Here is a 23,259-nt window from a genome sequence, read left to right on the forward strand (position 1 = left end):
GTACGCCACGCGGCACCGGCGGCCGACGTTCCGGCGCCGGTGCGCGCGCGACGGCGTGATCAGTGGTTGGCGAGGAAGGCCAGCAGGTCCTGGCGGGTGACCATGCCGACCGGCTTGCCGTCGTCGAGGACCACGGCGGCGTCGGCCTTCTCCAGCGCCTCGACCGCCCGGGCCACCGGCTCACCGGAACCGATCATGGGCAGCGGCGCGGACATGTGGCCGCCGATCTCGTCCTCCGACCGCACCCGGCCGCGATAGAGGCCCTCGAGCAGGTCGCGCTCCACGATCGAGCCGATGACCTCGGCCGCCATGACCGGCGGCTCCTCCTTCATGACCGGAAGCTGGGAGACGTTGTACTCCCGCATGATCGAGATCGCGGTGCCGACCGACTCGTGCGGGTGGACGTGGACGAACTCGGGCAGCCCCGGCGTCTTGCGCCCCAGCACGTCGCCGACCAGGCCCTCCTCGCTCGACGTGGTGAGGAAGCCGTAGTCGGCCATCCACTCGTCATTGAAGATCTTCGACAGGTAGCCGCGGCCGCCGTCCGGCAGCAGCACGACCACGACGTCGTCCGGCCCTGCCGCCTGGGCCACCCGTACGGCGGCCACCACCGCCATGCCGCACGATCCGCCGACGAGCAGCGCCTCCTCGCGGGCGAGCCTGCGGGTCATGCCGAACGAGTCCTTGTCGGAGACCGCGATGATCTCGTCGCAGATCGTGGTGTCGTACGTCGCGGGCCAGATGTCCTCGCCCACGCCCTCCACCAGGTAGGGACGTCCGGTGCCGCCGGAGTAGACGGAGCCGACGGGGTCGGCGCCGATGACCTTCACCCGGCCGCCGGAGACCTCCTTGAGGTATTTTCCGGTGCCGCTGATCGTCCCGCCGGTGCCGATGCCGGCGACGAAGTGGGTGATCCTGCCCTCGGTCTGCTCCCAGATCTCCGGCCCGGTGGAGTGGTAGTGGCTCGCCGGGTTCTCCGGGTTGGAGTACTGGTCGGGCTTCCAGGCGTTCGGGATCTCGCGGGCCAGCCGGTCGGACACCGAGTAGTACGAGTCGGGGTGATCGGGCGAGACGGCGGTCGGGCAGACGACGACCTCGGCGCCGTACGCGCGGAGCACGTTGATCTTGTCCTGGGCGACCTTGTCCGGGCAGACGAACAGGCAGCGGTAGCCCTTCTCCTGCGCCACGATGGCCAGGCCCACACCGGTGTTGCCGGAGGTAGGCTCGACGATCGTGCCGCCGGGCTTCAGCGCGCCGCTGCGCTCGGCCGCCTCGATCATCCGTACGGCGATGCGGTCCTTCACCGAGCCGCCGGGGTTGAAATACTCCACCTTGGCCAGGACCTGGGCGGGCGCGCCCGCCGTTACCCTGCGCAGCCGGACGAGCGGGGTGTTGCCCATCAGCTCCACCAGCGAGTCGTGTACGCGCACCGCGATGACCACCTTGTTTGCCGAAGCTTGTCAGCCTGCCGTCAGCCGTGATTCCGATAGGGGTGGCCGGAACTCGGCTAGTTTCTTCTTTCAAACCGTACCGTGAGCATGGAGGAGGGCGGGTGGTCTGGACGTCCGGCGCGGTGCGCGCCGCGCGGCGCATCGCGACCGCCGCCGCGCTGGGCGGGGGCGGGCTCACGGCGCTCGGAGCGGTCACGTACGGCCTGCTCATGGCCGAGGCCATGGTGGCCCGGCGCATCGTGGGGCAGCCGCACGGTCTCGACGGCCCCGACTCCGACGGCGTGTACGGCGCCTTCCCCGGCGAGCCGATCCGGATGGCCGTCCTCGGCGACTCGACCTCCGTCGGCCTCGGCATGAGCAACGCCGAGGACACCCCGGGTGTCCGTATCGCGTACGGGCTGGCGGCGGTGGCCGAGCGCCCGGTGCGCCTCACCGTCGTCGGCCAGTCGGGCGCGGCGTCGGTGGACCTCGGCGTCCAGGTGGACCGCGCGCTGGAGGCCCGGCCGGAGGTCGCGATCATCTTCATCGGGGCCAACGACGTGACCACGGCCACGCTGCCGGCCCATGCCGTACGGCACCTGCAGAAGGCGGTGCGCCGGCTGCGCGAGGCCGGCGCGGAGGTGGTCGTGGGCACCTGCCCCGACCTGGGCACCGTACGCCCGATCGCGCAGCCGCTCCGCTGGGTCACCCGGCGCTGGTCGCGGCAGCTCGCCGCGGCCCAGACGGTCGCCGTCGTCGAGGCGGGCGGCCGTACGGTGGCGTTCGCCGACCTGCTCGGACCCGAATTCGACGCGAACCCGGCAGAGATGTTCGGACCTGATCGTTTTCACCCATCTGCCCGAGGCTACCTACAAGCCGCGTACGCAGTGCTACCGTCTGTATGCGCCGCGTTGGGGTTGTGGCCCGAGCCGGAACCCGTGCGCGTCGAAGGATCGCAATACCTCTTGGCCGCAATGGCCGTGGAGGAACCCGGCACCGAGGTCACCGCGACCCGTGTCGCCGGCCGGGCGGTCGGCCCCCATGGACGATGGGCGGCGCTGCTCCGCCGGAGACCCGGGCCGCTTCCGAACGCCTAGAGCCGGTTACCTCCTGCGGCCGGGCCATCACCCCCTGTAGGAGCGAAATGATCCGGCCCCAGCTGAACCACGCGAAACCCGCTCTGGCGCTCGCCGCGACCGCCCTGCTGGCGGGGGGCGCCCTCACCGGCTGCTCCGGCGGCGACGAGGCCGCCAAGGACTACCCGGCCTGGCAGAACACGCAGGTGAACGCGGTCAGCCGGGCCACCACGGGAGGCGGCGTCGCGGCCACCACCTCCATGCGGCCCGACGGCTCCCTGGAGACGGTCGTCCTCGACCTCGCCACCGGCCGCCGGCTCTGGGCACACGCCGCGACGATGGTGGGCCGGCTCCCCGGCATGGGGGTGCAGGCCCCGGCGACCGTGGAGACCGGCGGCGGGCAGGCCGTGGTGATCGCGCTCGATCCCCCCGCCGCCGGCCGCAAGGGCGCCACGCTGGTCGCCAGGGACGCCCGCACCGGGCAGCAGAAGTGGATCAGGCCCGTGCGGTCCACCTTCGGGCCGCAGCGCTGCGGGACGTACGTCTGCGTCTCCGAGGACACCGCGCTCTCCAGCGCGCGGGTCGTGGTCCTCGATCCCCGCGACGGAGCCGTGAAGTGGCGCCTGGCCGGCATCGCCGAGGTCGAATGGTCCGACGCGTCCAAGGTCGTCCTGCTCCGGCTCGCCTCCCACCCCGTGCTGGAGGCCCGCGCGCTCAAGGACGGCAAGGCCGTCTGGCAACTGCCGATCGAGCAGGCCCTCGGCCCCGACGTCGACCTGAGCGGGGGCTGGGCCTTCGGCGCGACGGGCGACAAGATCATCGGGTACGTCGCCCCGTATACCAACCCCCAGACCAAGGAGACCTCGACGTTCGGCCTGTTCTCCGCCCGTCTGACCGACGGCGCCGTCGACTGGATGCGGCCGTCCGTCGTCCGCGTCTATCCCAGCGGCAACCCCGCGTACGCGCCGGTCGTCCGGCCGGTCGACGAGCAGGGCCAGTACGGCGGGTTCGCCCGGCTCGACGCCAAGACCGGACGGGTCCTTGGGCAGATCACGCCCGCCCAGGTGCCCGGGTCGGGCTGGTGGCTCGCCTTCCCGCCCGAGATGAACAAGCTCGGCTTCCTCAAGCGCGACGCGCCCGGCTCGGTCTTCGACCTCAGCACCGGCGAGCCGACCCCGGTGAGCGGCGCGACCGGCTGGTCGTTCTGCGTGACCGACCCCAAGCCGCTGCCGCTGCGCGGCATGATCCCCGGGTTCTACTCGATCGCGGCACTGTGCGAGTTCGACCTGGCCACGGGCAAGCGCAAGGACTCCTCCGTCCCGCCGCCCTCCTGGTTCACCGGCAGCCAGAACGGCTGGCGCCTGTGGCGCGACGAGAAGGGCGCCCTCCACGCCCTCAAGGACGGCACCGCCACCACCCCCGGCATGTACGGCTGAGTCTCCCACCACCGAGCGAGCCGTCGGAGCGCGCCGCCGATCTGGACTGAGAAGCGCGCGGGAGCGAAGCGACCAGAGCGCGACGAGGGAAGATGGCGGAGTTGAGCGCTCCGGCGCGCGAAGCGGGCAACACCGAGCGAGCCGTCGGAGCGCGCCGCCGATCTGGACTGAGGAGCGCGCGGGAGCGAAGCGACCAGAGCGCGACGAGGGAAGACGGCGGAGTTGAGCGCTCCGGCGCGCGAAGCGGGCAACACCGAGCGAGCCGTCGGAGCGCGCCGCCGATCTGGACTGAGAAGCGCGCGGAAGCGAAGCGACCAGAGCGCGACGAGGGAAGACGGCGGAGTTGAGCGCTCCGGCGCGCGAAGCGGGCAGCACTGTGCAGTAGTACAAAATTCTGGTGAGTGGGGCCTGCGGCGTGGCGGGCGGCGTACCGAGGGGTAACCTCCGGTGAGGAGGCCCCCCGGAACCCCGTGCGGAGGGGCACGAGATCAGGCAGGAGAGTCACATGCCCGAGGCAGTCATCGTGGCGACCGCGCGGTCGCCGATCGGCCGCGCCTTCAAGGGGTCACTCAAGGACATCCGCCCGGACGACCTGACCGTGCAGATGGTCCGCGCCGCGCTGGCGAAGGTGCCGCAGCTCGACCCGAACGACGTCGACGACCTCATGCTGGGCTGTGGGCTCCCCGGTGGCGAGCAGGGCCACAACCTGGGACGTGTGGTCGCGGTGATGCTGGGGCTCGACAACGTGCCGGGCACCACGGTGACGCGCTACTGCTCCTCCTCCCTGCAGACGACGCGGATGGCGTTCCACGCCATCAAGGCGGGCGAGGGCGACGTGTTCATCTCGGCCGGTGTCGAGACCGTCTCCCGCTTCGTGAACGGCAGCTCCGACATGCCCCAGGCGCAGAACCCGCTGTTCGACGAGGCGAAGGCGCGTACGGAGGAGACCGCCAAGGGCGGCGCGCCGGTGTGGCACGACCCGCGCGAGGACGGCGCGCTGCCGGACGTCTACATCGCCATGGGTCAGACGGCCGAGAACGTCGCGGCGCTGAAGGGCGTCTCGCGGCGCGAGCAGGACGAGTTCGGCGTGCGCTCGCAGAACCTCGCGGAGAAGGCCATCGCCAACGGCTTCTGGGAGAGCGACATCACCCCGGTGACGCTCCCCGACGGCAGTGTGGTGAGCAAGGACGACGGCCCGCGGGCCGGCACGACGTACGAGGCGGTCTCGCAGCTCAAGCCGGTCTTCCGGCCGGACGGCACGGTGACGGCGGGCAACTGCTGCCCGCTGAACGACGGCGCCGCCGCGGTGGTCGTCATGAGCGACACCAAGGCCGCCGAGCTGGGCATCACGCCGCTCGCCCGGATCGTGTCGACCGGCGTCACCGGCCTGTCCCCGGAGATCATGGGGCTCGGCCCGATCGAGGCGTCGCGGCAGGCCCTCGCCCGCGCGGGCATGTCGATCGGCGACGTCGACCTGGTCGAGATCAACGAGGCGTTCGCGGCCCAGGTGATCCCCTCCTACCAGGAGCTGGGCATCGACATCGAGCGGCTCAACGTGAACGGCGGCGCCATCGCGGTGGGGCACCCCTTCGGCATGACCGGCGCCCGCATCACCTCCACGCTGGTCAACAGCCTCCGGTTCCACGACAAGTCGATCGGGCTGGAGACGATGTGCGTCGGCGGCGGGCAGGGCATGGCGATGGTGCTGGAGCGGCTGTCCTGATCGGCGGAATTCACGCCGGTCCGGGCCGGAGCCGGGACCGGCGTGGGCTCCTCAGCCGTGGAAGTCGGGGCCGGCCCGCGTGGGCTCGACCCGGATGATCACTCGCTTCTCCCGGATCATGGCGTCGCGGTAGTCGTCCCAGTCCGGGTGCTCGCCGCTGATGTCGCGGTAGTACCGCACCAGGTGCTCCATCGCGTCCGGCAGCGAGACGACCTGGGCGACGCCCTCGATCTGCATCCACTGGCCGTAGAAGGCGTCGGTCATCACGGTGAGCACGACCTCGGGGTTCTCCCGCAGATTGCGGGTCTTGACGGCCGTCTCGCGGCTGCTGATGACGATGTAGCCGTCCTTGTCGCAGCCGACGGTCACCGGGGAGGTCTGCGGCCGGCCGTCCGGATGGCGGGTCAGCATGACCGCTCGGTGGTTGCTCCTGACGAACTCACGCGCCTTGTCGAGATCCATACAACAATGATGCGCCCGCACCGGACCGGTGCGGGCGCGTGCTGCCTTCGGGGACGGTAGTCCGCTTCCTGAGCTGAGCCTCCCTGCCTGCGTGCTGGGCTCGTGGTGCCGTGCTCGTGATGCTGTGCTCGTGATGCTGTGCTCGTGATGCTCGTAAGTCCTGTGTGCGCGGGACGTCACTGCCGCCTCCCGCGCTGCGGTCTAGAAGCGACGGCGCCGCTCGTGCTCGAGGACGATGGCGGCGGCGTAGCCGTGGCTCAGCCCGTGCTCGTCGGCGAGCCAGTTGGCCCGCTCTTCACAGCGTAGGAACGACGGGCCGTTGTCGATGGCTTCGAACCACTCTGGGAGGTCGCGCCCGGTTATGGACGGGACGCGGGCGATCAGCTTGGTCTGGGTCTCCGGTGAGTGGTTCAACGACATGGGCACCTCCACGGAAAAGGCTGCTTTGTGTCACAGTGCATCACCGGTCCGCGCTTGACAAGCCCTCGCTGGCATTGATTTGTTACAGGATGTTGATCGAAAATTACGGAACTGATCACCAGATCCTGATATAGCCCATTAAAAGGGCGCCGCTCCGGCAGGAACGGCGCCCTTTCGCTTCGTACGGCTAGTCGTTGTTCGTGAAGTAGCTGATGAAGCGGAGGATCTCCAGGTAGAGCCACACGAGGCTCAGGGTCAGGCCGAACGCCATCAGCCACGAGTAGCGCTCCGGCACGCCGGCCCGCACCCCATGCTCGATCTCACTGAAGTCGAGCAGCAGGAAGAAGCAGCCGAGCAGGATCATGCCGATGCTGAAGATCCAGCCGATGGGGCTGTCGGTGCGCAGGCCCAGGCCGCCGGTGACGAAGATGCTCGCGATCCAGTTGATCAGCATGAGGCCGATCGCGCCGAACGCGGCGGCGATCACGAACTTGCCGAACTTCGGCGTCGGCCGGAAGATCTTCAGGGCGTACACGGCCAGCGTGCCGCCGAAGGCCACCATGGTGCCGAGCACGGCCTGCAGGACGATGCCGTTGTAGACATAGTCGTACATGTGGCTCAGCACGCCGATGGCGATGCCGTAGCAGACGGAGTAGCCGAGGATCAGCGCGGGATTCGTGCTCTGCCGGAAAGAGACGATGAGCCCGAGGATCAGGCCCACGATCATCGCCGGCGCCGCGAGCCCCCAGCCGACGTTGAAGTACCAGGCCAGGGCGGCCGAGACGACGAGCGTGCCGAGGGTCGTGAAGCCGCGCACCACGACGTCGTCGATCGTCATGGCCCGCGCCGACGGGGGAGCGTACGCGGGGGCGGCGTACATCTGGTTCAGCTGGTCCACGCTGGGCGCCGGACCGGCCCACGCTTGCTGACCAGCCGCCCCGCGCCGACTGAATATGGGGTTCTTGCTCTCCATTCGCTTCCTCCAGGACGCGACTCACCGATCAGCCGCTGCGCGGCCTAGTGGGGATGGTGCCCGAGGAGCGGTGCCCCTACAAGTGGGAGCGCCACTCCACCGCAGTGGCAACGAGCAGGATCTCCGGCGAGTTCCCGGCGGCGGCGACATCAGACGCCGACGGCATAAGTTTCTTGAATGCTTCCTTTACTTGAGCCCTTCAAGTCTCGTTGCTAACCTGGTGCGGAGCCGAGAAGTAGCGGCCTGACCAGGCAGAACGCCACAGCGATCACTCCGCCTGCCGTTGCGAGCCTATTCCGAACCTCACAGGCGCGGCATCCGTCCGGTCACTTCGCCACCGGAGAGCCACACGACCGTCGCCTGTGCCGCTGGGAATGTCATCGCGAGGAGGACGGCAATGTACGTCAGGGGCCCAGCGTTCTTACGAAGACTCCGACCTGAATCCATCCGAGGACGCATCACCGTCCTCGTCACGGCGCTTGCCATCCTGCTGCTGATCCCCACCGGGATCCTGGGCAGCCTGTTGGCCCGGCAGGCGTTCGCCACCTCCGTCTCGCTCGACGCCCGGCAGGAAGCGGCGCTCACGGCCGCCGCGTGGCGTACGGGTCAGGTCCACGACGACATCACCCCGCAGGTGGCCGGGATCAATTTGGTCCAGGTGGTGGCTCCCGATCACCGTGTTCTCTCCGCGTCACCGGCGGCCCGGGGCAGGCCGCCGCTGACGTCCTTCTGGCCGTCGGAGGCCGATCCGATGCAGGACCTCCAGACCTGCACGCACGACGGGCTCGGCTGCCTGCGCCTGTCGGCGCTGCGGATGATGCCGGGGCCCCACTCCCCCGTGGTGTACGCGGGACGCCCTATCGACGGCTTCACGCCCGTCGGAATGTTCGATCTGCTCTTCACCGCGGAGGTCACCGTGCTCGTACTGCTCACCGCCTGGGCCGCCTGGAAGGTGGCCGGACGCACCCTGCGCCCGGTCGAGGCCATCCGCAGCGACCTGGCCGCCGTCAACGTGAACGATCTGGACACCCGGGTGCCCGAACCGGTCGGCGACGACGAGATCGCGCGGCTCGCCCGCACGGTGAACAGCACGCTCGCCCGCATCGAGCAGGCGAAGATCACGACCGAGCGGGCGCTGCGGCGGCAGCGCGAGTTCGCCGCGGACGCCTCCCACGAGCTGCGCACTCCGCTCGCCGGCCTGCGCGCGCAACTGGAGGAGGCGCAGCTTCACCCCGACGAGACCGATCTGCGGTCACTGCTCAGGGACGCGCTGCTCGACGTGGGGCGGCTGGAAGCGATCATCGACGACCTGCTCCTGCTGGCGAAGGTGGGGGCGACGGCCCCGGGCCGCAAACCTGTGGACCTGTCCGTGCTGGTCAGGGACGAGGTCGCCCGCCGGACCGATCGGATACCGGTGCGTCTCCGGCTGGCGGACGGGGTGAGGATGCACGCCGCGCCGCGCCACCTCGCCCGTCTGCTGACCAACCTGCTCGACAACGCGCAGCGGCACGCCAGGAGCCTGGTCGAGATCGAGCTCCGGCGCGACGACGGCTTCGTCGAGCTGTCGGTCAGCGACGACGGTCCCGGCGTGCCGGTGTCCGAACGGGAGCGGATCTTCGAGCGGTTCGCCAGGTCGGACACGGCGCGTAGCCGGGGCCGCGGGGGCACCGGGCTCGGCCTGGCCATCGCCCGCGACATCGCCCGTGCCCACTGCGGCACCCTGGTGGCGACCGAGTCGGCGTACCGCGGCGCCATGTTCGTGCTGCGCCTGCCGGTCTCCGGCTGCCCCTCGAACACCGACGCCCCACCTTCGCAGGCCGCGATCACCGGCGGCGGCGGCACGTACGCCGAGCCGTCGCGGATGACGGACGCCCTTACGCCGGTGCACGATCGGCGCTCCTGACCGCGGTGCACGAGCGACACGCCTGACAGCGGTGCGCGGAGCAGCACGCCTGACAGCGGTGCGCGAACAGCGCGTCTGACGGTGGTGCATGAGCGGCGCGTCTGACGGTGGTCAGAGGCGGGCGAACCAGTCGCGTACGGCGGGCCGCCCACCCCCGCCGAGCGCCACCATCAGGGCATACCTGGCCTTCGCCGGAGCCAGGCCGCGCGCCCCGATGGCGCCGACCTTGCCGGCCAGCCCCAGGCCGAGCGGGAGGTCCTCCAGCGCGGCCGGCCGGGTGCGGCACCGCGAGGCGATCACCACGGGGATGTCCCACTCCGCCAGCTCGCTGAGGGTCGCGTACAGGGTGATCGGGACGTTCCCGGCGCCGGTGCCCTCCAGCACGACACCCCTGGCTCCGGCGTCCACGACGGACGTGACGATCACCGGATCCATCTCCGGATATGTCTTGATCAGCGCGACGTTCGTCTCCGGCTCTCCCCGCGCGGCCGGGGGCCGTGGTGGCGGCGTCGCCGTCATCTCGACCCGGCCGTCCACCACCCGGCCGAGGATCGGCTCGGGGGCGGACGAGAGGGCCGCCACGCTCGTGGCGTCGGCCATCGTGACCCAGCGGGCCGCGTGCAGTTCGTCGTTCGCGCAGACCACCGCGCCGACTCCGCGAAGAGCCGGGTCGGCCGCCGCGGCCAGGGACGACGCGAGGTTGCGCGGGCCGTCGCTCGACAGCTCGTCCAGCCCGCGTACGGCGCCGGTCAGCACGATGCCGCCGCGCGGAGCGGCGGGGCCCGCGAGCAGGTCCGCGAGGAAGGCCGTCTCCTCGATCGTGTCCAGGCCGTGGGTGACGACCACGCCGTCGAACCCCTCGTCCAGCAGGGCCGTACGCACCCGCCGGGCCAGCCGCAGCATGGTGGAGGCCGAGGTGTCCCAGCTCGGCTCGGCCTGCACGTCCTCGGTCACGACCTCCACGCCGGGATTCCCGGGGATGGCCGCCAGCAGGTCGGCGGCCGTCGCGAGCCCCGGGCGGCCCGTGCGACGGGCGTACGCCATGACGTCGCCCGTCGCCACCAGCAGCACGCGTCCGCTCACGCCGCGCCGTCCTCGGCGGCGACTCCGGCGTGCTGTTCGAGCCGCTCGATGCGCCGCATGAGCGGAGCGATCTCCTGACGGACGACCGCCGCCACCGCCTGCACGGCGCTCTGAGAAGAAGCCTGGGCCGTGCTCTGGGACGCGGAGGCGTCCTGTGCCTGGGCTCGGAGGTGGACGTAGCCTGCGAGCGCCGCCACGACCGCGCGCCGCGTGAGGCGTGGCTCGGCGCCCCGCTCGCGCAGCACCTGCCCGCCGATGCCGTCGGGCTCGGCGACCAGGCCGAGCAGCAGATGCTCGCACCCGATGTAGTTGTGCCCCAGGGCATGGGCCTCGGTGACCGCCAGTTCGAGGGCGTTGGCCGCATGCGCGTCGAACCGGCTCGGGCCGTCCTTCGGCGTCCCCTCGTCCCCGGACTGGTCCGGTCCGGTGGGTGCGGACGGGCGGCGGGCCGCGAGGTCGCGCTCGATCAGAGCAGGCTCGACCTCCATGGCCCGCAGCACATGCAGGGCGAGGTTCCGCCCCTCGGCCAGCATCGCGGCGAGCAGGTGCTCGGTGCCGATGCCGGCGGCGTTCTCGGCCCGGGCCTGTTCCAGCGCCAGCCGGAAGACGGCGCGGGTCCTGGGCGTGAAGTGCGACAACCGGGGGTCGTCGATCTCGAAGTCGCCGAGGATGCTCTCGCGGATGGCGCTCACGCGGCGGACCGCCTGCTCCAGCGCCCGCTGGCAGATCGCGGACACCGGAAGCGCCGCGTCCTTGACCGCCTCCGCCAGATCATCCGGCAGGTACACGTTGATCTTAGGCATGCATCATTCATACCCCCATTGGGGTTATACATCTACCCCCAACCGCGAAAGCGGCGTCAGGGGAGCGTGACGTACTTGCCGAGGAACGCCCGCACCTCGGGGATGTCCAGCCGGTAGTCGACGTTGGTCGTCTTGCAGGCGTCGTCCACGCCGCTGATCGTCGTGGCCACGAGCAGGTTCGAGTCGGGGCCGCCCAGGAAGTTGGGGCCGCCGGAGTCGCCGTAGCAGGTTCCACCCTCGTCACGCGAGGACGGCATCAGGTCGAGCCACCTGGCGCCCAGGCGCTTGAAGGAGATCGAGGTCTGGCTGCGCGTGTCGGTGTAGTGGTAGCGCCATCCGTTCCCGTCCCGCTTCTTCGTGGGCTCCACCGAGCCGTACCCGACCGGGGTGAAGCGCGCGGTCTGCAGGGTGCCGTCGGCCTTGAGCTGGTCGAGCAGGCCCAGCGAGGGCAGCTTGGCCGGCGCGATGCCCTCGACGGGCGCCGGGAAGATCACGACCGCCAGATCATAGGCGTCGCCCTTGTATCGCGAGTCGGGCACGAAGCGACCGGTGTAGAGCTTCTCGCCGGGCTGGTAGTGGTCGGCGAAGGAGACCCGGGCGGTCTTCTGGCCCTTGTGCCCGCAGTGGGCGGCCGTGAGGAAGACGTTCGGCGAGATGAGGGTGCCGGTGCAGTACGCCCACGTGCCGTCGCTCTCCGGCTCATTCCCGATGAGGGCGCCCACTTCCGGGTGATCGCCATTGTCTGCCGAGCCATGGGTGATGGCCGACGCGGGCAAGGCGATACCGACCACCAAACCCACCAGAACCATGACAAAAAGGACAAAACGCATGCCCGAATGTATCCGAGCATGGACTCTCTATGACAAATAGGACGAGAAAAATCTACCGGCCGCCAGATCAGGACTTCCCGCACGCTCGCCCCACGGGCGACTCCCACCCCACCAGTCAGAAGACTGAGCGGCCCGAGCCGCTTACCTCGGCATCCGAATCGCAAGTGGCTCGTGCCCGGCAAGAGAGCCCGAGAGGCCGTCCCACTCCTCCGCCGACCACACGGCGGAACCCGGCGCGGGCGGGATCCACAGGGGTGCAGCGCCGGCGGGCTGGGCGAGGAGTGATGTCGCGGGCACACCACGGGCATGCCGGGGGCACGGCTTCCCGTGGACGTTCGCGTTCGGCCGTAGTCAACCGGAACAGCTACGATCGGCCCGTGACCGCGCTCCCCCAGGTCACGGGGCTGATTGGTCGAGGCGGCGCTCTGTGCCCCCGGTGGGACTCGAACCCACACCACAGCCCTTTTAAGGGGCTTGCCTCTGCCATTGGGCTACGGGGGCGCCGCGATCATATGTCACGGATCACTCCTCTGTAAGCAAGTTACGTCTTACGCGGCTTGTCCCCCTTTCCACAGCGCGTGAACGGCACGCCTGGGAGCCGGCCGGTCAAGGTCCTGGAGACCGTCCGCACCTTCTCCCCCGTCCACCACACCAGCATGTCAGAGCACAGGAAGACGCGACGGCCCGGCGGGTGGGCCGCCGGGCCGTGTGCGTGTTCCGAGGTCGTCCGCCGAGCCGTCCGCGCCGGGCGGATCAGTGCTTGACGCCGCTCTTCGCGGCCGCCCGGAACTCGTCGCGCGGGTGCTCGATCTCGCCGAGGGAGATCGTCTCCCGCTTGAAGAACAGCGAGAGCGTCCAGTCCATCACCACGCGGACCTTCCGGTTGACCGTGGGGACCCGCGACAGGTGGTAGGTGCGGTGCATGAACCAGGCGGGGAAGCCGCGCAGCTTCACGCCGTAGACGTTCGCGACGCCCCGGTAGAGGCCGAGCCCGGCGACCGACCCGGCGTACTTGTGCCGGTAGTCCGCCAGCTTCTGCCCGCGCAGGTAGGCCGTGATGTTGTCGCCGAGGACCTTCGCCTGCCGTACGGCGTGCTGGGCGTTGGGCGCGCAGTACTGTCCGGGGTTGGTCACGTCGGGCACGCCTGCGATGTCACCGGCGGCGAAGGCGCCCTTGACGCCCGCGACGGTCAGGCGCGTGGTGGTCTTGATCCGGCCGCGCTCGTCGAGCGGCAGGTCGGTGGAGTTGACGATCGGGCTCGGCTTCACGCCGGCGGTCCACACGATCGTGGCCGACTCGAACTCGTCGCCGTCGGAGGTCTTGACCAGACCGCCCTCGCACGACTGGAGGAACGTCTTCATCTTGAGCTCGATGCCGCGCTCGCGCAGCTGCTCGGCGGTCCACTCGCCCATCTCGGGGCCGACCTCCGGCAGGATGCGGTCGGACGCCTCGATCAGGACCCAGCGCAGGTCCTTCTTGTCGATGCTCGGGTAGTAGTTGACCGCGTCGTCGGTCATGTCTTCGAGCTCGGCGAGGGCCTCGATGCCCGCGAAGCCGCCGCCGACCACGACGAAGGTCAGCGCGCGGCGGCGCACGTCCTCATCGTCGCTCGACTCGGCGCGGTCGAGGAGGGCCAGCACCCGGTTGCGCAGCGCGATGGCCTCGCCGACGGTCTTGAAGCCGATGGCCGCGTCCTCCAGGCCGGGGATCGGCAGCGTACGCGAGATCGAGCCGGCCGCCATGACGACGACGTCGTACTCGATCTCACGGGACTGGCCCGCGGCGGGCTCGAAGGTCAGCGTGCGCGCCTCGTGGTGCACCTTGGAGACCTTGCCGTTGAGGATGCGCACCTTGGGCAGCACCCGGCGCAGCGGGGCCACGACGTGGCGCGGCGAGATGTTGCCGGCCGCCGCCTCGGGGAGGAACGGCTGGTAGGTCATGTACGACTGCGGGTCGATCAGCGTGATCCGCACGCTGCCGTTGCGCAGCTCACGGCGGAGCGTGCGCTGGAGCCGCAGAGCCGTGTAGAGGCCCACGTATCCACCGCCGACGATGACGACGTGCTTCCAGTTGCGGTCTGCCACGATGCCCTCCTTGTGAAAGCATTCACAAGCTTACGTCACGGGTTGGCAACCGCACCATTCCGCCAGGGCCGAAGGTCCAGTGATTTTCCCCACTCCGTCATCTCTTGACGTCATTTCTTGGAAAAATTCCTGCAATCTTCCCGAAGTGATCGACTTCACACTCGTGAAATGGTTCACAAGGTCGCCTTGCCCAGTGCGGCGGCGCGGGCGAAGACCGCGTCGAGCATGTCCGCGGTGACCCGGCCGGTGAAGGTGTTCTGCTGGCTCGGGTGGTAGCAGCCGATGAGCGTGACCGGCGCCTCGCCGTAGGAGAGCGGCACCTCCACCGCGTGGCCGAACGGCGGCCTGCGGCGCGGCAGCGTGAACCCGGCCTCGCGCAGCGCGGGCCACACCGCCTGCCAGGCGAAACCGCCGAGTGCCACGATCACCCGGGTCGTGCCCGCCACGAGCGCGAGCTCCCTGGCGAGCCAGGGGAGGCAGGTGTCGCGCTCCTCCGGGGTGGGCTTGTTGGCGGGCGGGGCGCACCGGACCGCCGCCATCATCCGGGCGCCGATCAGCCGCTGCCCGTCGCCCGCGTGGACGCTGGTCTCCTGCACGGCGAACCCGGTGCGGTACAGCGACGCGAACAGCCAGTCGCCGCTGCGGTCGCCGGTGAAGATCCGGCCGGTCCGGTTGCCGCCGTGCGCGGCGGGCGCGAGCCCGACGATGAGCGTGTGCGGCGCCTCGTCGCCCCAGCCCGCGATCGGGCGTCCCCAGTAGGTCTCATCGGCGAACGCCCGCCGTTTGACGTCGGCGACCTCCTCCCGCCACTTGACGAGGCGCGGGCAGGCGCGGCACACCGACTGCCTGGCGGTCAGTTCGGCCAGCGTACGGCTCTCCGCGGCCAGTTTGGCGACCTCGTGGGCGTCGTGGGCGACGGGGGTGTCCGGGGACGCGGGGTCACCCGGCCGGCCGGAACCGGGAGGAACGAAGCTCATGACACCGATCGTGCCAGGTCAGAAAATGTGCGTCCGCCGGGAAGCGGGCTTCGCGGCACCGGCGCGTGTCACGAAGCGGTCATGCCGGGAAAGATTCCGATCTTTTCCGTCGTGCCGGAGATGGGTACGTAGGGCCCGTGTCCATCGACTCATGCCCCCCGCTGTTCGGCCCGGCGTTCGACGCCGATCCCTACCCCGCCTACGACTGGCTGCGCCGGAACGCGCCGGTGACCCGCGTGCCGCTGCCCGGCTGCGAGGCATGGCTGGTCACGCGGTACGAGGACGCCGTGACCGCGCTGACCCATCCCGCCCTCGCCAAGGACCCGGCGGCCGGCTCGCCCGAATGGCGGGCCGCCCCTCTCGGCCTGCCTCTGGACCACCGGCCCGGGCTCGCCCGCCACATGATCAACGCCGACGGCGCCGACCACGCGCGGCTGCGGCGGCTGGTGAGCGGGGCCTTCACCCCCGGGCGGATGGCGGGGCTGCGGACGCGGGCGCTGGAGGTGACCGACGCGCTGCTCGACCGCCTCGACGGCCCGGAGACGGACCTGATCTCCGGTCTCGCCTATCCCCTGCCGATCACGATCATCTGCGACCTGCTCGGCGTGCCCGAGGAGGACCGGGCCACCTTCCACCGGCACGCCTCTGTCATCGACTCGGCGGCGGCGTCCGAGGTGGAGGAGATCGCCCGCGCCACCGACGCCCTGGAGATCTTCCTGGGCGACCTGGTCGAGTTCAAGCGCTCCCGGCCGGGCGACGACCTGCTCACCGATCTCGTACGCCGGTCCAACCAGGGCGAGATCGACAAGGACGAGCTGACCTCCACCGCGTTCCTGCTGCTGATCGCGGGCCACGAGACGACCGTGGCGCTGATCGGCAACGGCCTGCTCGCGCTGCTGCGGCACCCCGCCCAGGCGGCGGTCCTGCGCGCCGATCTCTCCCGGCTGCCGGACTTCATCGACGAGATGCTGCGTTACGACGGTCCCGTACGGAACGCCACCTGGCGCTTTCCCACCGAGCCCGTGGTGATCGGCGGCCAGGAGATGCTGCCCGGCGAGCCCATCCTCGTCTCGCTGCTCGCGGCCAACCGGGACCCGGCGGCGTTCGCCGACCCGGACGCGTTCTCCCCCGGCCGGGTCGGCGAACCGCACCTCGCCTTCGGCCGGGGGCCCCACTATTGCGTCGGCGCGGCCCTGGCCAAGGTGGAGGGGGAGGCCGCGATCGGCCGGGTGCTCGAACGCTTCCCCGATCTGGCCCTCGCCGCCGACCCCGCCGAGCTGCGCTGGTGGCCCAGCGCCATCATGCGCGGACTGTTCTCGCTGCCCGTCCGCCTGCACGGCTGACGCCCCGCCCGGCTCCGGCCGTACGGCTCGGACCTTACGGCTCGGACCTTACGGCCGGAGCCGGGACGGCTGAGACTGGACGGGGCGGAGCCGGGACTATCGGCGGGACGGCGTGGCCGACGGCGCGGAAGATGGCGACGGCGACGCGGAAGGCGTCGCGGTGTCCGTGGGCGCCGGGGTGGTGGGCGTGCACGTGGGCTCCAGCCCACGGGCGGCCGGTCCACGGGCGGCCCGTCCGGGACGGTCGTCCGAGGGCCGCAGCGGCAGCGGGTAGGCGTTGCGGATGGGCGGCTCCCCGTCGCAGGGGATGACGATCTCCTGGTCGAAGCCCGGATCCAGCATGATCGGGTCGCCGTCCTGGTCGTAGAGCCGGACGTCGTGCAGCGGCGTCCCGTCCGCCGCGTACGGGAAGATGTTGGTGACCTCCCCGCCGAAGGAGGACACGTTCTCCACCCGCACGCCCAGGCCCTCCGGCCGGGGGCCGTAGTCGAAGGCCACGTCGCGCGACGGCGTGCCCGGCACGTCGGCCATCGCCGTGATCACGAGCACCGCGGCCACCAGGTTGGCTCCGAGCAGCAGCACGCGGCCCCAGCGCGATGCTCGCGCGCGGCCCCGCCGGCCCAGCCACACCGATCCCCAGACGACCGCGAGCGTGAACACCCAGGCGGGGATGTCGCCGGGGATCAGCCCGGGGGCGCTGATCGGCGCGAGCACGGCGAGCGCGATGGCGTAGCCCCGCAGCACCCACCAGGCGGGGCGCAGCTCCGGGGCGAAGGCGGCGGCCTGCCGGTAGGGCGGGAGCACGAGCAGCCGCGTGTGGACGCGCCGGACCGCACCGCTCACGCGCTCGCGCAGCCGCCCGCCCAGCGAGGAGCCGCCGTCCGACGGCCGCCCGCCATAGGCGGCCCGCAGCTCGGCCGCGTACGCCTCGGGGCTGCCGAGGCGCTCCTCCAGCGACATGCCCGGCTCGGCGGCGACCTCGGCGAGATGCTCGTCCAGGTCCTCCAGCAGCGCGTCCCTGTCCCCGGCGGGGAGATCGGCGAGCGCCGCGCGTACGGCGGCGGCGTAGTCCTGGGGCGTCATCGGGGGCGTCGTTGGGGGAGTCATCCCGGATCGACCTCCTTGAGCAGGTCGTTCATGGTGGCGGCGAACGACGTCCAGGTCTTCGCCGAGGTCTGGAGGAGTGAGCGGCCCACGTCGTTCAGGCCGTAGTACTTGCGGTGCGGCCCCTCGTCGGAGGCGACCACATAGGAGGTGAGCGCTCCGGCCTTGAAGAGCCGCCGCAGCGTCCCGTACACCGAGGCGTCGCCGACGTCCTCCAGCCCCGCCTCGCGCAGACGGCGTACGACGTCGTATCCGTAACTGTCGCGCTCGGCGAGCACCGCCAGGACCGCCAGGTCGAGAACCCCTTTGAGGAGCTGGCTACTGTCCACGCAAAGCACGGTACTCCGCAATGCGCAATAGTGGCAAGATCTTCTGTGCGACCCTCACGCGATCCGGACGACGTACTTGCCGCTGCCCCGGCCGTCGGCGAGCAGTTGGTGGACGCCGGGCACCTCGCCGAGAGAGTCGATCACGGTCACCGGCACGTCCAGCCGGCCCTCCGCGACCAGGTCCAGCACGCGGCGCAGGCCCCGCGCGATCCGGTGCGGCGCGTTCACGGTGAGGGCGCTGGCGCTGAAGCCGACGATCCCCACGTTGCCGCGCATCAGGCGAGGGTGGGGCGGCAACGGGGACACCTCACCGCCTCCTGCGTTGCCGAACAGCACGATCCTGCCGCCGGGCCCGGTGACCTCCAGGTCGAGTTCGAGCAGCTCGACGCCGAGCGGGTCGAGGACGACGTCCACGCCCTCGGGCGCGGCGGCCCGGATGGCGGCGCCCGCCCCCTCGTCGCGGACGACCACCGTGTCGTAGCCGGCCGACCGGGCCGCCTCGGTCTTGTCCGCCCGGCCCACGGTGCCGATGAGCCGTCCTCCGCCGAGCGCGGGCACCAGACGGGCCACGGCCGACCCGACGCCGCCGCTCGCGGAGTGCACGAGCACACTCTCTCCCGCGCCGAACCTGGCCGCGTCGGTGAGCAGCAGCAACGCGCTCGTCAGCATCAGCGGGGCGGCCGCGGCGAGGGGGGAGGGCACGCCGTCCGGCAGCGGCACGGTGAGAGCGGCGGACGCCACGGCCACCTCGGCAAGACCGCCGGACGGGGTGAAGGCGGCCACCCGCTGCCCCGGCACGAGACCGGAGACGCCTGGGCCCACCCGGCGCACGGTGCCCGCCACCTCCTTGCCCGGCACGTACGGCCAGGCCGTGACGTAGCCCGGGTCTCCCCTGCGCGCCATCACGTCGATGAAGTTGACGCCCGCGAAGGAGACGTCGATGGACACCTCGTCCGCGCCGGGCTCCGGCACCGGCATGTCCGCGATCTCGGTCAGATCCGACCCGTGCGACGGCCCCGTCATCACCAGTGCCCGCATGACCCACTCCTTTTTCGACGTTCGTCGTACTACGAAAGTCGTACCACAGTTGTACGATGGTTGTCGAAAGAGAAAGGTGGGGAGATGCCCCGATCCCAACGCCGCAGGTCGGCACTGACGCATCCGGACGCCGCCGAGATCGACCTGCTCGACGTCCTGCACGCGCTGGCGGATCCCACACGCATGACGATCGTGCGGACGCTGCGCGCGGAGCCGGAACGGCCCTGCGGCACGTTTCCGGTGGATGTGGCGCCGTCGACGCTCACGCACCACTTCCGGGTGCTCAGGGAGGCAGGTGTCATCCATCAGCGGGAGGACGGCAACCGCCGGTGGACCGCGCTGCGCCTGGCCGATCTCGACGGCCGGTTCCCGGGCCTGCTCGACTCGATCCTCGGCGCGTACGAGAACGAGCCCGCCGCTCCTTGAGCCTTCGTCGAGCCTTCGTCAGGCCTTTCTCAGGCCTTCGTCAGGCGAGGGACCAGGCGATGCCGTCGAGGATGTCGTGCTCGCTGACGACGACCTCGGGGAAGCCGTAACGGCGGACTATGCGGTCGAGGATGAGCGCGCCCGCGCCGATGACGTCCACCCGGCCCGGGTGCATGACCGGGATGGCGGCCCGCTCGTCGTGGGTCATGCGCAGCAGCCGCGCGGACACCTCGTGGACCCGTTCGGCCGGGATGCGCGAGTGGTGGATGCGCGCGGGGTCGTAGGCGGGCAGGCCGAGCGCGATCCCGGCGACCGTGGTGACCGAGCCCGCCAGGCCGACCAGCGTCCGCGCCGTACGCACGGGGACGCGCTCCTCGACCCGGTCCATGGCCGCCTCGATGTCGGCGACGGCCGCCTCCACCGTCTCGGCGCTCGGCGGATCGTCGCGCAGGTGGCGCTCGGTGAGCCGCACACAGCCGATGTCCACCGACAGCGCGCCCTCGACGGACCGGGAGCCGACGACGAACTCGGTCGAACCACCCCCGATGTCCACCACGAGGTAGGGCGTCTCGGCGTCCGATCCGGCGAGGCCCCGGGTCGCGCCGGTGAACGACAGCCGCGCCTCCTCGTCGCCGGTCACCACCTCGGGCTCCACGCCGAAGATGTCGCGCACCCCGGCGACGAAGTCGGCCCGGTTGGCGGCGTCACGGGTCGCCGAGGTGGCGACCACGCGGACCGGCACGGGGCCGTCCGGGGAGTGCTCCCTGATCAGCTTGGCGTAGCCGCGCATGGCCGTGAAGGTCCGCTCCAGGGCCTCCGGCGCGAGCCGTCCCGTACGGTCGACGTCCTGGCCGAGCCGGACGATCTCCATCCGCCGTTCGACGTCGGTGAGGACGTCGCCGGAGATATCGGCAATGAGAAGGCGGACCGAGTTGGTCCCGCAGTCGATGGCCGCGACCCGCTTCGTCTTCACGCTCGTTCCCTCAGTCCGTCTCGGTGCTCCGCGTAGCCTGGGGCCGCTCTGCGGGGCTCTCAACGACCACGCAGGGGCCGCCGGCCCACCAGTCGGGCAGCGCGTCGAGCGCCTCCCGGCCGAACGGGTTGACCCCCGGCGCGGCCAGCTCGTGGGCCACCAGCGCGTGCAGGCACTTGACCCGGCCCGGCATGCCGCCGGCGCTCTGCATGTCGCGCGGCAGCGGCTCCAGGCCCTCTTCCTTGGCCGCCTGGTCGCGGCGGGCGACGTAGTCCTCGTGGGCCGCCCGGTAGGCCTCGGCCAGCTCGGGGTCCTCCGCGAGCCGGGCCTGCATGCTCTTCATCAGACCGGACGACTCCAGCGTGCCGATCGCCGAGGCGGCCTTCGGGCAGGTCAGGTAGAACAGCGTGGGGAACGGCGCCCCGTCGGGCAGCCGGGGCGCGGTCTCCAGCACGTCGGGCAGGCCGCAGGGACACCGGTGAGCGACGGCCCGCACCCCGCGCGGCTGCCGCCCGAGCTGCGCCCGCGCCGCCGCCAGGTCAGCGGGGTCCACACGGCCCGTGTGGCCCGCGTGGTCCGCCTGGTCGTCCGCCACGTCGATCTCCTCGCCCTTCACTCTGTGCGCCCTGCACCCTCAACGCTGTGCGCCCTTAACGCCGTGCGCCCTGCGCTGTTGACACTGCGCGCCCTGCGCCGTTGACACTGCGCGCCCTGCGCCGTTGACACTGTGCGCCCCGCCGTTCCCGGCGGCGTCCGTGATCCTCATCCCGGGGTCCTCATCCCAGGCCCTCATCCCAGGCCCTCATCCCCGGCGCTCATCCCACCGCCGGCGGCGCGGACGCCGACGCCGACGGGGACCCCGTGGGTGCGGGACTGCGCCCCGCCGCGGGTGCGGCGGGCCGCCCCTTGTCGGCCGCCTCGAACGACCGCCAGAGAGTGACGTACCAGGCGGGACGCTCCGGCTGCTTGGTCCCCGCCTTGGCGGCGGCGGTGCCCGCCGTGTCCTCGTCGATCACCTGGTAGCAGTCGGCGCCCGGCTCGCAGTAGAACAGCCGTTCCTTGGCCAGGCGCTTGATGTAGTCCGGATCCTCCAGCCGCCTGCGCCGCTGCTCCAGGTTCTGGAGCTTGCGCAGCGCGTTCGCCTGCTGCGCCTCCAGCTGGGCGATCTGCCGGCGCTGGGCGACGTACTCCCGCGCGGGGTAGGCGAGGCTCATGGCGATGGCGCACACGACGACCGCGAGGATCGCCGCGCGCCCGGTGAGCTGCGGCCGCTTCGCCGCCACGAAACCACCCCTCCCGGTCGGTCAGCGCGTGGGCCCGGTGACAACGGCCACACTAACCGCCCGTCCCGGCCGTACACGCCCGGTTGGGCACGGCGTCGCCGCGCCCATCGCCCCATCGGGCGTCCGGAACGTGTCCGGCCGGAATCCCCGTCTGCCGCAGAGTCTGCCGCAAGGTCTGCCGCAAGGTTTGCCGCAGGGCCCGCCGCAGGCTAGCCCTGGAAGCGCGGGAAGGCGGCGCGACCGGCGTAGCGCGCCGCGTCGTCCAGCAGCTCCTCGATGCGCAGGAGCTGGTTGTACTTGGCCACGCGGTCCGAGCGGGCCGGGGCGCCGGTCTTGATCTGGCCGCAGTTGGTGGCCACGGCGAGATCGGCGATCGTGGTGTCCTCGGTCTCGCCGGAGCGGTGGCTCATCATGCTGCGGTAGCCGCTGCGGTGGGCCAGGTCGACCGCGTCGAGGGTCTCCGACAGCGTGCCGATCTGGTTGACCTTCACCAGCAGCGCGTTGGCCGCGCCCTCGGCGATGCCGCGGCCGAGCCGCTCGGGGTTGGTGACGAACAGGTCGTCGCCCACGAGCTGGACCTTGGTCCCGAGGGAGGCGGTGATGGCCTTCCAGCCCTCCCAGTCCTCCTCGTTCAGCGGGTCCTCGATGGAGACCAGCGGGTAGGAGCGGACCAGGTCCTCGTAGAAGGAGATCAGCTCGGCGGACGACACGCCCTTGCCGTCGATCGTGTAGACGCCGTCGTTGTGGAACTCGCTGGCCGCGACGTCGAGCGCGAGCGCGATGTCCTGGCCCGGCGTGTAACCGGCCCTCTCGATGGCGACCAGGATCAGGTCGAGCGCGTCGCGGTTGGACGGCAGGTTGGGCGCGAAGCCGCCCTCGTCGCCCAGGCCGGTGGCGTAGCCCTTCTCCTTCAGCACGCTCTTGAGCGTGTGGTAGGTCTCCGCGCCCATGCGCACGGCCTCGGAGAACGTCTCGGCGCCGATCGGCGCGATCATGAACTCCTGGATGTCCACGTTGGTGTCGGCGTGCGCGCCGCCGTTCAGGATGTTCATCATCGGCACGGGCAGGATGGGCGCGTTCGGCCCGCCGACGTAGCGGAACAGGGGCAGGTCGGCGCTGTCGGCGGCGGCCTTGGCGACGGCCAGCGAGATGCCGAGGATCGCGTTGGCCCCGAGACGGGCCTTGTTGGGCGTGCCGTCCAGGTCGATCATCGTCTGGTCGATGAGACGCTGCTCCTCGGCGTCGAAGCCGATGAGCTCGTCGGCGATCTCGTCGGTCACGCCGAGGACGGCCTTCTCGACACCCTTGCCGAGATAACGCTTCTTGTCGCCGTCGCGCAGCTCGACGGCCTCGAACTGACCGGTGGAGGCGCCACTCGGAACGGCGGCACGGCCGGTGCTGTAGTCGTCCAGCAGTACCTCGACCTCGACCGTGGGGTTCCCACGGGAGTCGAGGATCTCGCGGGCGGTGATGGCCTCGATGGCAGCCACGAACGCTCCTAGCAAAATGGCGGGCGGTTTGCCACCCGAGCCTATCGGTCCTTACTACTCGGTACTGCGCAG

General features: G+C 71.1%; 22 protein-coding genes and 1 tRNA gene. 6 read left to right on the forward strand and 17 right to left on the reverse strand.

The window, feature by feature from the left end:
* Positions 1–59: 59 nt before the first annotated feature.
* Positions 60–1,430 carry a cystathionine beta-synthase gene (locus FLV34_RS06350; RefSeq protein WP_142650293.1) on the reverse strand — a complete coding sequence of 457 codons (1,371 nt, stop codon included), beginning with the start codon at positions 1,428–1,430 and terminating at the stop codon, positions 60–62.
* A 122-nt stretch (positions 1,431–1,552) separates the two neighbouring features.
* Between FLV34_RS06350 and FLV34_RS06355 the strand changes: the two genes are divergently transcribed.
* The 3 genes from FLV34_RS06355 to FLV34_RS06365 all read left to right on the forward strand — a co-directional run bounded on the left by FLV34_RS06355 (position 1,553) and on the right by FLV34_RS06365 (position 5,665).
* The gene (locus FLV34_RS06355; RefSeq protein ID WP_142650292.1) at positions 1,553–2,527 is read left to right on the forward strand and encodes an SGNH/GDSL hydrolase family protein; all 975 of its coding nucleotides are present in this window, start codon (positions 1,553–1,555) and stop codon (positions 2,525–2,527) included.
* Positions 2,528–2,574: 47 nt separating this feature from the next.
* The gene (locus FLV34_RS06360; protein WP_142650291.1) at positions 2,575–3,942 is read left to right on the forward strand and encodes a PQQ-binding-like beta-propeller repeat protein; all 1,368 of its coding nucleotides are present in this window, start codon (positions 2,575–2,577) and stop codon (positions 3,940–3,942) included.
* Between the two features lie 505 nt (positions 3,943–4,447).
* On the forward strand, positions 4,448–5,665 hold the full coding sequence (locus FLV34_RS06365) for an acetyl-CoA C-acetyltransferase (RefSeq protein ID WP_142650735.1): 1,218 nt from the start codon (positions 4,448–4,450) through the stop codon (positions 5,663–5,665).
* 51 nt (positions 5,666–5,716) lie between these two features.
* Here FLV34_RS06365 and FLV34_RS06370 read toward each other — a convergent pair whose 3' ends face one another.
* The 3 genes from FLV34_RS06370 to FLV34_RS06380 all read right to left on the reverse strand — a co-directional run bounded on the left by FLV34_RS06370 (position 5,717) and on the right by FLV34_RS06380 (position 7,520).
* Complete coding sequence (locus tag FLV34_RS06370; protein WP_142650736.1) at positions 5,717–6,127, reverse strand: PPOX class F420-dependent oxidoreductase; 411 nt, start codon at positions 6,125–6,127, stop codon at positions 5,717–5,719.
* Between the two features lie 201 nt (positions 6,128–6,328).
* A complete protein-coding gene (locus tag FLV34_RS06375) occupies positions 6,329–6,547 on the reverse strand; it encodes a DUF4287 domain-containing protein (protein ID WP_142619963.1) in 219 nt (72 codons plus the stop codon).
* A gap of 187 nt (positions 6,548–6,734) precedes the next feature.
* Complete coding sequence (locus FLV34_RS06380; RefSeq protein WP_142650737.1) at positions 6,735–7,520, reverse strand: Bax inhibitor-1/YccA family protein; 786 nt, start codon at positions 7,518–7,520, stop codon at positions 6,735–6,737.
* 397 nt (positions 7,521–7,917) lie between these two features.
* Between FLV34_RS06380 and FLV34_RS06385 the strand changes: the two genes are divergently transcribed.
* Positions 7,918–9,423, forward strand: a complete 1,506-nt coding sequence (locus tag FLV34_RS06385; RefSeq protein WP_142650738.1) for an ATP-binding protein — start codon at positions 7,918–7,920, stop codon at positions 9,421–9,423.
* 111 nt (positions 9,424–9,534) lie between these two features.
* Here the strand turns inward: FLV34_RS06385 and FLV34_RS06390 are convergent, their stop codons facing one another.
* The 6 genes from FLV34_RS06390 to FLV34_RS06415 form a co-directional block, all read right to left on the reverse strand.
* Positions 9,535–10,506, reverse strand: a complete 972-nt coding sequence (locus FLV34_RS06390; RefSeq protein ID WP_147942595.1) for an asparaginase — start codon at positions 10,504–10,506, stop codon at positions 9,535–9,537.
* Complete coding sequence (locus FLV34_RS06395; RefSeq protein WP_142650740.1) at positions 10,503–11,309, reverse strand: Clp protease N-terminal domain-containing protein; 807 nt, start codon at positions 11,307–11,309, stop codon at positions 10,503–10,505. Before FLV34_RS06395 ends, FLV34_RS06390 begins: the two co-directional genes overlap by 4 nt.
* Positions 11,310–11,365: 56 nt before the next feature.
* Positions 11,366–12,031 (reverse strand): trypsin-like serine protease, encoded by a 666-nt coding sequence (locus tag FLV34_RS06400; RefSeq protein ID WP_187280557.1) that lies wholly within the window; start codon positions 12,029–12,031, stop codon positions 11,366–11,368.
* A gap of 536 nt (positions 12,032–12,567) precedes the next feature.
* A tRNA-Leu gene (locus FLV34_RS06405) sits at positions 12,568–12,640 on the reverse strand.
* 252 nt (positions 12,641–12,892) lie between these two features.
* Positions 12,893–14,227 (reverse strand): NAD(P)/FAD-dependent oxidoreductase, encoded by a 1,335-nt coding sequence (locus FLV34_RS06410; protein ID WP_147942597.1) that lies wholly within the window; start codon positions 14,225–14,227, stop codon positions 12,893–12,895.
* A gap of 170 nt (positions 14,228–14,397) precedes the next feature.
* A complete protein-coding gene (locus FLV34_RS06415; protein ID WP_142650743.1) occupies positions 14,398–15,201 on the reverse strand; it encodes a uracil-DNA glycosylase in 804 nt (267 codons plus the stop codon).
* Positions 15,202–15,338: 137 nt separating this feature from the next.
* Here FLV34_RS06415 and FLV34_RS06420 point away from each other — a divergent pair, with 137 nt between their 5' ends.
* A complete protein-coding gene (locus FLV34_RS06420) occupies positions 15,339–16,544 on the forward strand; it encodes a cytochrome P450 (protein WP_261985675.1) in 1,206 nt (401 codons plus the stop codon).
* Positions 16,545–16,640: 96 nt separating this feature from the next.
* On the opposite strand, the gene FLV34_RS06425 is transcribed toward FLV34_RS06420, so the two are convergent.
* Genes FLV34_RS06425 through FLV34_RS06435 form a run of 3 tightly spaced genes read right to left on the reverse strand, consistent with a single transcriptional unit; the run spans position 16,641 to position 19,015 of the window.
* Complete coding sequence (locus tag FLV34_RS06425) at positions 16,641–17,651, reverse strand: hypothetical protein (RefSeq protein WP_147942598.1); 1,011 nt, start codon at positions 17,649–17,651, stop codon at positions 16,641–16,643.
* Positions 17,648–17,977 carry a PadR family transcriptional regulator gene (locus FLV34_RS06430; RefSeq protein WP_142571211.1) on the reverse strand — a complete coding sequence of 110 codons (330 nt, stop codon included), beginning with the start codon at positions 17,975–17,977 and terminating at the stop codon, positions 17,648–17,650. The genes FLV34_RS06425 and FLV34_RS06430 overlap by 4 nt, the downstream gene beginning before the upstream one ends.
* A 54-nt stretch (positions 17,978–18,031) precedes the next feature.
* The gene (locus FLV34_RS06435; protein ID WP_142650745.1) at positions 18,032–19,015 is read right to left on the reverse strand and encodes a zinc-binding dehydrogenase; all 984 of its coding nucleotides are present in this window, start codon (positions 19,013–19,015) and stop codon (positions 18,032–18,034) included.
* Between the two features lie 84 nt (positions 19,016–19,099).
* Between FLV34_RS06435 and FLV34_RS06440 the strand changes: the two genes are divergently transcribed.
* Complete coding sequence (locus FLV34_RS06440) at positions 19,100–19,441, forward strand: helix-turn-helix transcriptional regulator (protein WP_147942599.1); 342 nt, start codon at positions 19,100–19,102, stop codon at positions 19,439–19,441.
* Positions 19,442–19,481: 40 nt separating this feature from the next.
* Here the strand turns inward: FLV34_RS06440 and FLV34_RS06445 are convergent, their stop codons facing one another.
* The 4 genes from FLV34_RS06445 to eno all read right to left on the reverse strand — a co-directional run bounded on the left by FLV34_RS06445 (position 19,482) and on the right by eno (position 23,187).
* The gene (locus tag FLV34_RS06445; protein ID WP_142650747.1) at positions 19,482–20,414 is read right to left on the reverse strand and encodes a Ppx/GppA phosphatase family protein; all 933 of its coding nucleotides are present in this window, start codon (positions 20,412–20,414) and stop codon (positions 19,482–19,484) included.
* A 10-nt stretch (positions 20,415–20,424) separates the two neighbouring features.
* Positions 20,425–20,967: a DUF501 domain-containing protein gene (locus FLV34_RS06450; protein WP_142650795.1), complete on the reverse strand. Its 543-nt coding sequence runs from the start codon at positions 20,965–20,967 to the stop codon at positions 20,425–20,427.
* 262 nt (positions 20,968–21,229) lie between these two features.
* Positions 21,230–21,697, reverse strand: coding sequence for a septum formation initiator family protein (locus FLV34_RS06455; RefSeq protein WP_261985676.1), 468 nt, complete (start codon positions 21,695–21,697; stop codon positions 21,230–21,232).
* A gap of 209 nt (positions 21,698–21,906) precedes the next feature.
* Positions 21,907–23,187, reverse strand: a complete 1,281-nt coding sequence (gene eno, locus FLV34_RS06460) for a phosphopyruvate hydratase (protein ID WP_147942600.1) — start codon at positions 23,185–23,187, stop codon at positions 21,907–21,909.
* Positions 23,188–23,259: the final 72 nt, after the last annotated feature.

Origin of the sequence: Microbispora sp. CSR-4, from assembly GCF_008033685.1 — a bacterium.
GTDB lineage: Bacteria > Actinomycetota > Actinomycetes > Streptosporangiales > Streptosporangiaceae > Microbispora.